General features: G+C 62.5%; 8 protein-coding genes. 5 read left to right on the forward strand and 3 right to left on the reverse strand.

The window, feature by feature from the left end; genetic code table 11:
* Positions 1-35: 35 nt before the first annotated feature.
* Positions 36-1,220 carry a M20 aminoacylase family protein gene (locus Q0982_RS02850; protein WP_299391534.1) on the forward strand — a complete coding sequence of 395 codons (1,185 nt, stop codon included), beginning with the start codon at positions 36-38 and terminating at the stop codon, positions 1,218-1,220.
* A 23-nt stretch (positions 1,221-1,243) separates the two neighbouring features.
* Here the strand turns inward: Q0982_RS02850 and Q0982_RS02855 are convergent, their stop codons facing one another.
* The gene (locus Q0982_RS02855) at positions 1,244-2,290 is read right to left on the reverse strand and encodes a hypothetical protein (protein ID WP_299391536.1); all 1,047 of its coding nucleotides are present in this window, start codon (positions 2,288-2,290) and stop codon (positions 1,244-1,246) included.
* 339 nt (positions 2,291-2,629) lie between these two features.
* Between Q0982_RS02855 and Q0982_RS02860 the strand changes: the two genes are divergently transcribed.
* The 4 genes from Q0982_RS02860 to Q0982_RS02875 all read left to right on the forward strand — a co-directional run bounded on the left by Q0982_RS02860 (position 2,630) and on the right by Q0982_RS02875 (position 12,418).
* The gene (locus Q0982_RS02860) at positions 2,630-3,307 is read left to right on the forward strand and encodes a rhomboid family intramembrane serine protease (protein ID WP_299391537.1); all 678 of its coding nucleotides are present in this window, start codon (positions 2,630-2,632) and stop codon (positions 3,305-3,307) included.
* A 182-nt stretch (positions 3,308-3,489) separates the two neighbouring features.
* On the forward strand, positions 3,490-4,200 hold the full coding sequence (locus Q0982_RS02865; protein ID WP_299391539.1) for a hypothetical protein: 711 nt from the start codon (positions 3,490-3,492) through the stop codon (positions 4,198-4,200).
* 266 nt (positions 4,201-4,466) lie between these two features.
* On the forward strand, positions 4,467-8,225 hold the full coding sequence (locus Q0982_RS02870; RefSeq protein WP_299391541.1) for a chemotaxis protein CheB: 3,759 nt from the start codon (positions 4,467-4,469) through the stop codon (positions 8,223-8,225).
* A 467-nt stretch (positions 8,226-8,692) separates the two neighbouring features.
* Positions 8,693-12,418: a chemotaxis protein CheB gene (locus Q0982_RS02875; protein WP_299391542.1), complete on the forward strand. Its 3,726-nt coding sequence runs from the start codon at positions 8,693-8,695 to the stop codon at positions 12,416-12,418.
* Between the two features lie 47 nt (positions 12,419-12,465).
* Here Q0982_RS02875 and Q0982_RS02880 read toward each other — a convergent pair whose 3' ends face one another.
* Positions 12,466-13,437, reverse strand: coding sequence for an ABC transporter permease (locus Q0982_RS02880; protein ID WP_299391544.1), 972 nt, complete (start codon positions 13,435-13,437; stop codon positions 12,466-12,468).
* Positions 13,434-14,381: an ABC transporter permease gene (locus tag Q0982_RS02885; protein WP_299391545.1), complete on the reverse strand. Its 948-nt coding sequence runs from the start codon at positions 14,379-14,381 to the stop codon at positions 13,434-13,436. The genes Q0982_RS02880 and Q0982_RS02885 overlap by 4 nt, the downstream gene beginning before the upstream one ends.
* Positions 14,382-14,396 lie beyond the last annotated feature (15 nt).

Genomic DNA, 14,396 nt, shown 5'->3' on the forward strand with positions numbered 1-14,396 from the left:
GAGCCTGAAAAAAGAAGCCAAGAGGAGTGCCCCCGATGGCCGTCATCAACCGTATCGCCGAGTTCCATGAGGAGATCAAAGGCTGGCGCCGCGATCTTCACGCCCACCCGGAGACCGCTTTCGAGGAGCAGCGCACCTCCGACTTCGTGGCCGAGAAGCTGGCCGAGTTCGGCATCGAGGTGCACCGCGGCCTCGCCACCACCGGTGTCGTCGGCCTGCTCGATGGCCGGACCAACGCCAGCGGGCGGGCCATCGGCCTGCGCGCCGACATGGACGCGCTGCATATCCAGGAGCTGAACGACTTCGATCACCGCTCCCGCCACGACGGCAAGATGCACGCCTGCGGCCATGACGGCCACACGGCCATGCTGCTGGGCGCGGCCAAGTACCTCTCCGAGACCCGCAACTTCGACGGCCGGGTCGCTTTCATCTTCCAGCCGGCCGAGGAAAACGAAGGCGGCGGCCGGGTGATGGTGGAGGAGGGGCTGTTCGACAAGTTCCCGGTGGAGGCCGTCTACGGTCTGCACAACATGCCGGGCGAGCCCGTCGGCAAGGTCGCCATGCGCGCCGGGCCGGCGATGGCCGCCTTCGACATCTTCGAGATCGCCATCACCGGCAAGGGCGCCCATGCCGCCATGCCGCACCAGGGCATCGATCCGGTGATCACCGGGGCGCAGATCGTCACCGCGCTGCAGACCATCGCCAGCCGCCGCACCGAGCCCATCGACTCCGTCGTCCTGAGCGTCACCCAGTTCCATGCCGGCGACACCTGGAACGTGATTCCGGAGACGGCGGTGATCCGCGGCACCGTGCGCACCTTCCGCAAGGACACCCAGGCCAAGGTGGAGGAGGACATCGCCCGCATCGCCGAAGCGATCTGCGCCTCCCAGGGCGCGCGCATGACCCTGCGCTACGAGCGGCGCTATCCGGCGCTGGTCAACAGCGAAGCGGAGACCGACATCGCCGCCGCCGTGGCCGCCAAGGTGGTGGGCGCGGAGAACGTGCGCGTCGGCGCCGAACCGCTGATGGGTTCGGAGGACTTCGCCTATATGCTTGAGGCCCGGCCCGGCTGCTACATCTGGCTCGGCAACGGCACCGAGGGCGGGCCCGGCGGCTGCGCCGTCCACAACCCGCACTACGACTTCAACGACGACATCGCCGTGGTTGGTGCCAGCTACTGGGCCACCCTGGTGGAATCGACTCTGCCGAAGGACGGGTGAAAGGGTGATGTGGTTCCCGGGCCCTACCGCTTAGAGATCTGGATTCCGCTTTCTGCGGTTTTGGTGAGCTCTGCAAGCTCACTGCCGTCCTCCGGGGCCGAGATGAAGATGTGCAAAGCGAGACCGTCGGACAAGGAATCTGGTCTGAGAATCACCTCGCGATGAACCCAACCGGGGCTTCCTGGTAACGGGGGCTCAAAACGCTCAAGCCACTCGGTGTGATGGCCCAGAATCTTGGTCGGCGTTCTCCTTAGCTTCTCAAGTGGTATGCCTTTGTGGGAGAAGTGATAGCTAGGGAAGTTCCCGACATAGACTCCAAAGCTACCGGTGGTCGCGTCGAGAGGTACCAGCCTGCCGATGCGAAAGACGACGAAATCAGGCCCTTGCTCTTTGGAGAAAGTGTATTCCTTTGGGATGGTAAGTGTTAAGTCTGCCAGTTCCCCGTCGCTCTGCTTCACCTTCACCAGCGTGTGAGTGCCGCCACGGGGCAACTCCTGACGTGGACCTGCACGAAGACTGAAGACAATGCGCTCGGCAATTGCTTCGGCACGGGCGACCACCTCGGGAGGCTTCTCCCAGGTCATAATCTGAAGATGCTGTGCGGAACCATCTGATTGAGCAATAAGCACGTTTGCCAAGACATAATCACCTGAAGGGTGGCGATAACTGCCCTTTCCAATTCCGTAAGCCTTGAGCGGCAAGCTCAAATCAATACTGTACGGGGTCACGTCGCCAACCGGCTGCTCGCTACCCAGCACCACGTTACGAAAGAACGTTTCCGGATCGCTTGGAAACAAGGCGTAAAGCTCGCGGGCCTGAACAACGATCTCAGTATCTGCAAGTGGAATGCGAATCCGAGAGATGGAGCCTTCTGCAGGTGCCGCCGCCATGATGCTATCGGCGCCTACCGTTTCATCTATTGAGTTCCCGGGTGCCGAGACGAGGAGGCGGCCGTTGAGCATGTGAAGTGTCTGCCAAGCGGACTCATCAGCCGTCTGCGCAAGTGTTTGGAAGGGCCAGCTGGATGCAGCAACGAACATCAAGGCTGCAACGCGTCTCAATCTTCTCATCGATGCCTGCTCCCCCGAACTGACGAGAGAAGTTTGACACCAATTATGGCGAAAATGCAGTACGAGAATTTGACTAAGCGATAATGAGTTGAAGCCGTCTTACCTTCGTATGCTCATCACCATAGACCCTTGCTGAACCTTCACGCCCCCTGCCAGCCAGACATATGCCGCGAGCTGACCCCTTTTCCGCCGCTCAGGCTTCCATCCGGGTCTTGTGAGCACTTCAAAGACACTCACGCTCTCTCACACAAGAGGGGCGCAGGTTTTTCAAATCTATTGTTTTCGCTTGGCCGCGATATCACATTTCGGTAATCGATTGTCACTGCCATTCGCGCCAGAATGACCCCGCAACCCGACCCCAGTCAGCCCACTCCGCCGCCCGGCGGGCGGGAGCCGATTTTCAACCTGCCGGCAGGCACCAAGTGGCTGACCCTGGCGATCCTGGCTGTCTTCGCGCTGCAGGTGGTTCTGCCGGGGCGGAGCGGGGATTGGCTGGTCCTGACGCTGGCTTTCGAGTCTTTCTCCTTCTGGCCGCAGGGCAGCAGCCTGCCGGAGCTCGGCGCTTTGCCGTCCCTCGTCACCTACGCCCTGCTGCACGCCGACGCCACCCATCTGCTGCTCAATCTCGGGTTCTTTCTGGCTTTCGGCAGCTTCGTCGAGCGCCGGGTCGGCCTTGTCGCCTTCCTGCTGCTGGTGGTGCTGACGGCGGCGGCCGGGGCGCTTGCCGAATTCGTGCTGCGCGGCGGGCGAGAGATCCTGCTGATCGGTGCTTCCGGCGTGGTCTACGGCATGACCGGCGCCGCGGCGCGTTTCATGCTGCTGGACCGCGGCGGGCTGCGGCGGCGCGCCGGCCTCAGCCTGGTTTTCGTGCTCATCGGCCTGAACCTGGTCTTCGGGGTCACCGGTCTCGGCGACTTCCTGGCCGGCGCTCAGATCGGCTGGAAGGCGCACATCGGCGGTTTCCTGGCCGGTCTCTTCGCTGCCGGTCTGCTCGGCAACCGGCCTCATCTCCGCTAGCGCCCCAGCGGCGCTGTCGCGAAACCGCAGCCTGCTCGGTTCTGCCCCAGAACGGTCACAGATCGGTCATCCGGCGCCTGTGTATAAGGAGGTCCGGAGGAAGCGCCCGGCAACCATGCCTTCGTCAGGCTGGGCCGCGGCGGCAGCAAGCAAGAACGCCGGAACAACCGGAAGACCGAGTCATGGCCACCATCTTGGCGCATCCCGCCAGCAGCAGCACGCCGACCGCCCTGAGACGCCTGCCCGTTTTTCTCGACGGCAGTGAGGCCTGTGTGGGAGAGACGCAGATCATCTCCGGCGCTGCCAGAATTGCGCGCGGCATCCTGGGACCGGAGGCGGTCCTCACGGCTGCCGGTTTCGCACGCCGAACGCGGAACCAGGTGCTCTGCCTGCTGGGCGACACGCCGCCGCCCGAGGGGCTGGAGCCGATCGGGGAGGCCCGCTTCGCCACCCAGTCCGGCGACAGCGGCCCGGTGGTCCTGCGCTTTGCCGAGCTGGCCGAGCCGGCCGAGCGGCGGAAAGGCCGCCACGATGTGATCTTCGAGCCGCTGGGGCCGCGCGGGGCAGGGCTGAACGGCACCTTTGCTTTTGCCGGGCTTCTGGACTTCGAAGACCTGCTCAGTCTCATCGTCGAGACCGTGAAGGGGGTGCACCTGGCGGGGCCCGGGATGCTGGACGATCTGCGCTTCGCGGGGTTCCGCCAAACGGCACTGCCGGTCGGGGCCGCCCCGATGATGGCGGGCAAGCTGACCGTCCGGCACCTGCGCGTCATGGAGCGGGCGCCGCGCCTGCGTACCGTCAGCCGCGTCCAGATCGAAGGGCCCGGGGGCGACAGCCTCGCAGCGACGGTCACATTTGTCTGCAGCGCCCCGGTGGCCGCCCCGGCGGCCTGATCCCTGGCTGCCGGGGCTGGCAGAATCCAAGATCAGATCGTTTTGCTGCACTCCAAAAGTGTAATAGCTGCGCTCAATCACCTGTAAATTGCTTCTTTTGCCTTCATTTCTGCCGTGCTCGCCAGGCAGTGAATGCGGCTGCTTTGCATGGACCTCATGGAAGAGGCCCTTCACAGTTTTTTTGCAAAGAGGAGTTGAAATTCTTTCGTGCCCCTCTATTTTGCCCGTATTGATTATATCAATATGAGTAGAATTCTCTTTGGGTTGTGCCGAGGCTGCGACGGGGGCGAGCCATAGTCAGGGACAAGATCAACGGTCGAGAGGTTGCCATTGTCGGCATCGGGGCTTCGGCTGGCGGGCTTGAGGCTCTGCGAGAGTTCGTCGCCGAACTCACGCCCGGCGCGAACGCCTGTTACGTGGTGGCCCAGCATCTGTCGCCGCGTCACCGCAGCATGCTTATGGAGTTGCTGGCTCGCGAGACCGAACTGCAGGTGAAGGAGATCCTGCGCAACCAGCGGCCACGCCCCGACATCATCTACATCACACCCCCGAACCGCCACGTCGAACTGCAGAACGGTTTGCTGACGGTGCGGACGCCGAAGATCAAGTCCGGGCCGCAGCCCTCTGTCGATCTGCTTTTCGCCTCGCTTGCGCTTGAGTGTGAGGAGAGGGCGATCGGCGTGGTCCTCTCTGGTACCGGGTCAGACGGCGCGCGTGGCATCAAGGCAATCCGGGCCGCGGGAGGCGTCACCGTCGCGCAGGACTCCTCGGCCAAGTACAACGGAATGCCAAACGCCGCCACCGCGACGGGTTGCGTCGATCTGGTGCTGAAGCCCGGGGAGATTGCGCGGCGCGTTCCCGATCTCCTCCACGGCGGCCACCGCCAGGACATTCTGCAGAGACAGGACCGTGAGGTCGCCAGCGATGTCTATCTGGAAGTCTGCGCCGTTGTCCGTACCCACACCAGCATCGATTTCAGCAACTATCGTTCTTCGACGATCCTGCGCAGGCTCGCGCGGCGCATGAAGCTGCAGCACGTCCCGGATCTTGAATCCTATCTCTCTGTCTTGAACCGTGACACCGCTGAGATCGATCATCTGGTCCGTGAACTGCTGATCGGTGTGACGTCGTTTTTTCGTGACCCGGCTGTCTGGGAGGCTTTGGCGGAGCCGGTCGACACTCTCGTGCGCTCGAAGTCAAGCCGGAACTCCCTCAGGATCTGGGTGCCCGGCTGCGCGACCGGCGAGGAAGCCTATACGGTTGGGATTCTGTTTGCCGAGACCTTGCGCAAGCAGAACAAGCATCTGAAAGTCCAGATTTTCGCCACCGATCTCGACAGCGAAGCCCTGGCGATCGCCCGGCGCGGCGTCTATCCCGCCTCGGTGGCGGAGCAGATCAGCGGTTCCATTCTTCGGCGCTACTTCACGCCCGCGGGAAGCGAATTCTCGGTCAAGCAGGCCGTCCGGGACATGATCGTTTTCAGCCGGCACAACATCATAGAAGACCCGCCGTTTTCGAAGCTCGATCTTATCAGCTGCCGCAACCTCTTCATTTATTTCACACCTGACCTGCAGCACCGCATTCTCGAGCGCTTCCACTATGCCTTACAGAGCGGCTGCCTCCTGGTGCTGGGGCGATCGGAGGCCATCGGGGACCTGGGCGACCTCTTCGAACTGGTCGATCGCCCGAACAAAGTGTTTCGCGCCGCCAGCCACAAGTCCTCGCCGTTCAGGCCCAGCGCCTTTACCCCGGTGGTCAGCCCCAAGGTGCACGAGGCCAAACAGCTGGCCAAGCGCCCGCGGTCCAGAGAGGCGCGGGCCCATGAAGCGATTGCCAAGCGGTTCGGCCCGCCAACGGTGATTGTCGACGGCAACGACCGGCCCGTCCATATAGCGGGCGCCATCAAACCCTACCTCCAGGTGCCCACCGGCAGCTCGCAGTTCGACGTCTTCAGCCTGGTGGAAGAAAGCCTGCGCGCTGAGTTGCGTGCGCTTCTGCTGCGCAGCCGCCGGGAGCATGTCGTGGTGCGCAGCCGCCCTCACACGGTCAAGCACCAGGGCGACCGATGGCAGTTCAGGATCGTCATTCACCCCTACCGCGACGAAGAGACGGATGAGGAACTGAACCTCATCGCGTTTATGACCGTACGCGCTCTCGTCGAAGAGGACGAAAGCGCGGACCTGGAGGTCACAGACAAGCCGGACCAGGTGAAGGAGCTCGAACACGAACTGCTGGCCATGCGCGAGCACCTTCACACCATGGTCAGCGAGTTGGAGACCTCCAATGAGGAACTGCAGTCCCTGAACGAAGAGCTGCAGTCCTCAAACGAAGAGCTGCAGTCGACCAATGAGGAGCTCGAAACCTCTAACGAGGAGTTGCAGTCGACGAATGAGGAACTCACCACGGTCAATGAAGAGATTGTGGTGAAGTCCGATGCTCTGAACGAGGCGAACCTGTTTCAGACGTCGATCCTCGAGAGCATCTCCAACGCGGTGATCGTGACCGACAAGAATCTGTGCATTCAACGCTACAATGCCGCCGCGGCGCGGCTGTTCAGGGTTGACGAGCAGAGCATCGGCCAGCCCCTGCCGCAAGCGCGGCCTCAATTTCGGATGCCGGATCTGAGCGCTCTGGTCCATGAGGTCATTAAGAGCGGCAGTCCCAAATCGAAAGCGATTCGGGCCCGCACGATCGACAAGTACTTCGACCTTTTGATCCACCCCTGCATCGATGCTCAGAGTCAGACGGTCGGTGCCGTTCTCACCGTCAACGACGTCTCCAGGCTGGCCCGCGCCAATGCAAAGCTGCGACGCAGCCGTCGCGATCTGGCCGAGGAAGTGGAGCTGCGCAGTACCATTCTCGACAGCACGCCGGCGCAGATCGCCGTCCTCGACAAGAACGGAGAGATCATCGCCGTCAACGAGGGCTGGCGAAAGTTCGGCCGTGAAAACGGCGCAACGGACGACCGTTTTGGCGTCGGCAGCAGTTACTTTGGGGTTTGCGGACAACCTGACGCACAAGAGGGGACTTTCTCTCAGACGGCCGAAAGTCTGCGGCAGGTCCTCAACGGCCATGTCAGTCAAGCCGAGGTTCGTTATACCTGCCACGCGCCGAACGAGAAACGCTGGTTCAAGTGTGTCATTCGCGGAACCGGGTTGGAGAATGACAAGATCGGCGCGCTGATCATGCATTTCGACATTACCAGCGAGGTCTTGCTGGAGGCTTCGACCGCCGCGGCGCGTCGGCTGGCTGAGCAGGCAAGCCACGCCAAATCCAGCTTTTTGGCGAACATGAGCCATGAGTTGCGCACGCCGCTAAACGCCATCATCGGGTTCTCCGACCTTATCGCCTCGGAAGCTTATGGTGCGCACAGCAGCCATAAGTACACCGAGTATGGAGAGGACATTTCCCGCGCTGCGAACCACCTTCTCGGCATGATCAATCACATTCTCGACCTCTCGAAGGTCGAGTCCGGTCGCCTTGAACTCAGCGAGGCTCTGGTCGATGTCGGGGATTGCGCGGCGGGGGTGTTGAAGTTCTTCGAGCAGGAAGCAAGGCAGAAGCGGATTCGGCTTCTTTGCGATGTGCCTGAGCGCTTCCCGCTCGTGCTGGCGGATGAGGGCGCAATGAGCCAGATCCTGACCAATCTCATCGGCAATGCGATCAAATTCACTGGAGAGGAGGGGACAGTCACCTGCAGCGCACGCCTCGAATGCGCGAGCGGCGCCCTGAAGCTGGAAGTCGCCGACGACGGCATCGGCATCGCCAAGGAAGACCTGAAGCGTATCAGCGAGCCTTTTGCCCAGGTGCGCTCCACCTTGACCAGCAACAACTCCGGGGTTGGGTTGGGGCTCTCGCTCGTTCACGGCCTCGCCCGGCAGCACCAGGCAAAGGTCGACATTCAAAGCGACCTCGGCCAGGGGACGCGCGTGGTGCTGACCTTCCCGCGCTCACGGGTCAGAAAACGCCGGGCAGCGCGGTCTAAATCTGTCCTGGGGCAGGCTCAGGCCATGGCCGCGAAGTAAACGCCGCCACGAAGTGATTTTCGAGCCGCTGGGCCACGCGGGGCGGGCCTCAACGGAACCCTCGCCTCTGCGGGGCTTTTGGACACCGAGGCCACACGAATCAGCATGTCCGGACCGAAAAGCAGACCGGTCCTGGTTTCTCCGATAAGATTTTCCATTAAAAGTAGATTCTGCCATGCGCGGTCGCTGGCCATTGGTAAAGCCTGCCAGCGCGGCAGACTCGACGCTATCATATTGATATAAAAAAGATCTTCTCTGCCCTTTCGTGGGCTGCTGCAGGTGTCGGCGGATTTCCGCCCGGGGCACAAAGCCTTCTTTTCGCGATCCCTTATACAAGGAGGGTTGAATGGCGAATCTAGCCAGCATAATATAATTGAATTGTTTATCAGTGTTTTCTGATAAATGGGGACGTCGGTGTAGGACTTACGGGTGGCGAGCGGGGGTGTTGTCGCCATGCATGTGTGCCTATGCAGATAAACAAGAGTGCTGGTGTTACCATAGTCGGTATCGGAGCTTCGGCGGGCGGGCTAGAGGCGCTGCGGGAGTTTGTCGGAAATCTCGTGCCGGGTGGCAACACCTGCTACGTGGTCGCGCAGCATTTGTCGCCCAGCCATCGCAGCATGCTGATGGAATTGCTGGCGCGGGAAACCACGCTGGAAGTCAAGGAGATCACCCGCAATCAGCGCCCGCGCGCCGACGTGATCTACATCACCCCGCCGAACCGCCATGTCGAACTGCAGAGCGGTTTGCTGACCGTCCGAAAGCCGAAGATCAGGTCCGGCCCGCAGCCCTCTGTCGATCTGCTCTTCGCTTCCCTGGCGCTGGAGTGCGAGGAGCGCGCGATCGGTGTCGTCTTCTCCGGCACCGGCTCTGACGGTGCCCGGGGCGTTCAGGCGATCAGAGCGGCCGGCGGCATCACCTTCGCCCATGACCACACCGCGAAGTACAACGGCATGCCCAACGCGGCCATTGCAACGGGCTGCGTCGACCTGGTGCTGCCACCGGCCGAGGTTGCCGCGCGCATCCCTCATCTGCTGGAAGGCAATGTCCGCCACGTTGTGCTGAAGGAGCCGGAGAAGGCCAGCACCAGCAACACCTATGCGGACATCTGCGCCGTTATTCGCACCCACACCAACATCGACTTCACGAACTACCGGTCCTCGACGATTCTGCGCCGCCTCTCGCGGCGCATGAATCTGCTCCACCTGGCCAATCTGGAATCCTACCTCGCCCTTCTGGGCCGCGATCCGGGCGAGATCGAACGTCTGGTCCGCGAACTCCTGATCGGCGTAACCTCGTTCTTCCGCGATACTTCGGTCTGGGAACGGCTGGAGGAGACGGTCGACAAGCTGGTCCAGTCCAAGGAGGGGGCGGACTCGATCCGGGTCTGGGTGCCGGGCTGTGCCTCCGGCGAAGAGGCCTATACCATTGCCGTGCTCTTCGCCGAGGCCATGCGCAAGCTGAACAAGCGTGTCAAGGTGCAGATCTTTGCCAGCGACCTGGATGCCGAAGCATTGATGGTGGGGCGGCGCGGAATCTATCCGTCTGCCGCTGCCGAGCAGGTCGACCCGAAGCTCCTGCGCCGTTACTTCACGCCTCTGGCCTCAGAGTTTTCGGTAAAGCAGCCGATCCGCGAAATGATCGTGTTCAGCCGCCACAACCTGGTACAGGATCCGCCTTTCTCGAGGATCGATCTGATCAGCTGCCGGAACCTCTTCATCTACTTCACGCCGGACCTGCAGCGGCGCATTCTCGAACGCTTTCACTATGCGCTGAACCCGTCGGGAACGCTGCTGCTCGGCAAGTCTGAAGCGATTGCCGAGCCCAGCGAACTCTTCGAACTGGTGGACCGGAGCCACAAGCTCTTCAAAGCGACTGTTACAGTTGCCTCGCCGTTCCGGCCTTCGGCCTTCACGCCCTTGAAGCACACGGCGGCCTCGCCGGCGAGCAAGCTTCTCAAGAATCCACGCTCGCGAGAGGACCGGGCCAACGAGGTTGTCGCAAAGATCTTCGGGCCGCCAACCGTCATCGTGAACAGCGACGACAAACCGGTTCACATCTCCGGTGCGGTCAAACCCTACCTCACTGTGCCGACCGGATCGTCCGAGTTCGATGTCTTCAGTCTTGTGGAAGAAGACCTGCGCGCCGAACTGCGCGCGCTGCTGCTGCGCTGCCGCCGCGAAGAGGTGGTGGTGCGCAGCCGCGTTCACACCGGTGAGCATCAAGGCGACCGCTGGCAATACCGCATCGTCATTCATCCTCATAACGATGACGAGACGGACGAGAAGCTGAGCATTGTCGCCTTCATGACCGTCCGGGCGCTTCTCGAAGAAGCGGAGGAGTCGGTCGATGAGATCGAGCAGCAGGACCAGGTGCGGGAACTCGAGCATGAACTTCTGGCCATGCGCGAACACCTCCACACGATGGTCAGCGAGCTGGAAACCTCCAACGAGGAACTGCAATCCCTCAATGAAGAGCTTCAATCCTCGAACGAGGAACTCCAGTCCGCCAACGAAGAACTGGAGACCTCCAACGAGGAGCTGCAGTCGACCAACGAGGAACTGACCACCGTCAATGAGGAAATCGTCGTCAAATCCGATGCTTTGAACGAGGCAAACTCCTTTCAGTCTTCCATTCTGGAGAGCATCTCGAACGCGGTCATCGTCACTGATCAGAACCTGCGGGTGCAGCGCTACAACGCTGCTGCCCAGAAGACCTTCAAGCTGGACGAGCACAGCGTCGGGGAGCCGCTGGCACTGATCAAGACCCGGTTCCGCATTCCTGACCTGCGCCCGCTTGTCGAAGAGGTCATTCGCGGTGGGACGCCGCGCAGCAAGGCGATTCGATCCCGCCAGAATGACCGCTACTTCGACCTCGTTGTGCAACCCTGCATGAATGACCAGCATGGGATCATCGGTGCGGTGCTGGTGCTGAACGACGTTTCCCGTCTTGCCAAGGCGAACGCCAAGCTGCGGCGCAGCCGCGGCGAGCTTGCCGAGGCGATGGAGCTGCGCAGCGCTATACTGGACACGACCCCTGCCCAGATCGCTGTTCTCGATCGTGTCGGGACAATTATCGTCGTGAACGAAGCCTGGCGCGACTTCAGCCGGGGGAATGGTGGAGTCGATCTCAGTTTCGGCGTCGGCACGAACTATCTGCAGATTTGTGAAGGCGTGATGGTCGACGGGGAGAGCGAAGCCGACGAGGTCTCGGTAAAGCTGCGCGATGTCTTGGCGGGGCGACTCAAGTACGCCGAGGTGCGCTATGCCTGTCATTCGCCGACCGAAAAGCGCTGGTTCAAGTGCATCATGCGCGGCGCGGAGGCCGAGAACGAGCAGATGGGCGCGCTGATCATGCACATCAACATCACCAGCGAAGTCATGCTGGAGGAGTCCATGGCGGTGGCGCGGCGCATGGCCGAGGAGGCGAGCGCCGCCAAATCAAGTTTCCTGGCAAACATGAGCCACGAGCTGCGCACGCCCTTAAATGCGATCATCGGCTTTGCCGACATGATCGGCGCGGAGACTTTCGGAGCTCACAGCAGCGACAAGTACTCCGAGTACGGCCGCGACATCAGCAATGCCGCGGACCATCTGCTGCGCATGATCAACCACATCCTCGACCTCTCGAAGATCGAATCCGGTCAGCTGCAACTGGAGGAGAAGCTGATCGACATCGCCGACTGCCAGCGCTCGGTCTTCAAGCTCTTCGAGCAGGGGGCGAAGACCAATCACGTCAGGCTGGAGTGCCGTGTATCCAGAAACCTGCCGCGGCTGCTGGCCGACGAGGGAGCCATCAACCAGATTCTGATGAACCTCATCGGCAACGCGATCAAGTTCACCGGTGAGGAAGGCACGGTCACCTGCAGCGCCAGGATCGAGAAGTCCAACGGCTCCTTGACGCTGGAAGTCGCCGACGACGGCATCGGCATCGCCAAAGAGGATCTGGAGCGTATCAGCGAGCCTTTCGCCCAGGTGCGCTCGACTCTGACCAGCAACAACTCAGGCGTCGGCCTTGGGCTCTCGCTCGTGCACGGCCTCGCCCGGCAGCATCAGGCAAAGGTCGATATTCACAGCGACCTCGGCCAGGGAACGCGCGTGGTGCTGACTTTCCCCCGTTCACGGGTCAGAAGACGCCCCGCCAGAAGGCCCAGATCCGCCGCGGTGCGGGCCCAGGCCATGGCCGGGAAGTAAGCCCCGCCATCCGGTCTGGCGCTCAACCGGGCCCGGGCTCTGAAATCTCATTCTTTCTGGCGGATGGCGCGCGGATCGAGCGCGTCCTGCAGGCCGTCGCCCAGGAAGTTGAAGGCAATGACCGTCAGGAAGATCAGCAGGCCCGGGTAGATCGCCAGCACCGGAGCATCCCAGATGAGTTCCTGCGCGTTGGTCAGCATGTTGCCCCAGGAGGGCAGCGGCGGCTGAATGCCGAGGCCGAGAAAGCTCAGAACCGATTCCAGCAGGATGATGCCGCCGATGGACAGCGTCGTTGCGACGATGATGGGCGAGACCACGTTGGGCAGAATATGCACCAGCATAACCCGCGGACCCGAGGCGCCGAGCGCTTCCGCAGCGCGCACGAACTCGCGTGCTTTCATCGAGAGCGTTGCCCCGCGCACGAGACGGGCCACCGTTGTCCAGCCGACCAGGGCGATCAGGAAGACGATGCGATAGATCGAAATGGTCTCGGAGTTTGCCAGATCCTGAGGCAGGCCGAGCTTGGTAAGGTCGACCACCGCCAGGATGATCAGCAGCGGCAGGATCGGCAGGGCGATGACGCCATCGGTGAAGCGCATCAGCAGGGCGTCCAGGCGCCCGCCGTAATAGCCGGCGGTGATGCCCAGCAGCGTCCCGATGATGGCCGCGCCGACCGCCGCGGCAAGGCCCACCACCAGCGAGACCTGGCCGCCGTAGAGCAGGCGCACCAGCGTGTCACGCCCCAGCTCGTCGGTGCCCAGCGGATGCTGCGGCGAAGGCGGCTGCTTGGCGTTGAAAAGGTCGACCAGGTTGCCGTCGACGCCAAGCCAGGCTTCCACCAGCGGCGCGGCGGCCGAAAGCAGACCCAGGAAAACGAGGAATGCGAGGCTTGCGACGGCGATGCGATGACGCAGGAAGCGCTGCAGAAACGTCTGCCGCGCGGTCAGCGACCCGCCGGCGGCCAGGGCGGCTTCGGCGGCCAGCAGGGGCGCCCCCGGACTGTCGCTGTTGCGGCTCATTGATAGGAGATCCTCGGGTCCAGCCAGGTGTAGGCCAGGTCGGCCAGCAGGTTGGCCAGCAGGGTTGTCAGGGTCGCGAAGAGCAGGCCCACCAGGGCCACGTTGTAGTCGTTGCCCACGACGGAGTCGTAGATGGTCTTGCCCATGCCGAGGTAGGCGAAGATGGTCTCCGTGATCAGGGCGCCTGAGAAGAGATTGCCCATCTGCAGGGCGAGAATGGTGGCCACCGGGATCATGGCGTTGCGCAGCACATGGCCGACCACGATCTGCCGGCCGCTGAGCCCCTTGGCGCGGGCGGTGCGCACATAGTCCTGGCGCAGCGCCTCGATGGCGGCGGCCCGCATGAAGCGGATGATGCCGCCCACCGTCGCAATGGTCAGCGCCAGCACCGGCAGAACCAGAAAGCGCAGGTCGGACCAGAAGTTGCGACCGTCGCCCATCCCGCCGGCGGGAAGCCAGCCGAGCGTGACGGCAAAGAGGATGATCAGCAGGATGGCGAGCCAGAAGGGCGGCACCGAGATCCCGGCAAAGGCCAGCAGGTTGATGGCGTGGTCGGTCAGGCTCTGTGGGCGCGTCGCGGCATAGATGCCGGCAGGCAGGGCGATGAGGAGAGCCAGGAACAGGCTGAGGCCCATCAGCACGATGGTGTTGCCGAGGCGCGGTATCAGGATGTCGAGCGTCGGCTGGTTGTAGAGTCGCGAGTAGCCGAATTCGCCCTGCAGGGCCGCGCCGAGCCAGGTGAGGTAGCGGTCGGTGATCGGGCGGTCGAGGCCGTAGAGCGCGCGCAGCCGCGCCGCATCCTCCGGCGTCATCTCCGGATCGGAGAAGATCATGATGTCGATCGGATCGCCCGGCATAAGCCCCAGCAGGGCGAAGATCACGAAAGACATGATCGCCAGAACGATCAGCGATTCCGTCAGGCGGCGGGCCAGGTAGGACAGCATGGCTGTTCAGCCCGT

The organism is Pelagibius sp., from assembly GCF_028281305.1.
Taxonomy (GTDB): domain Bacteria; phylum Pseudomonadota; class Alphaproteobacteria; order Kiloniellales; family Kiloniellaceae; genus Pelagibius.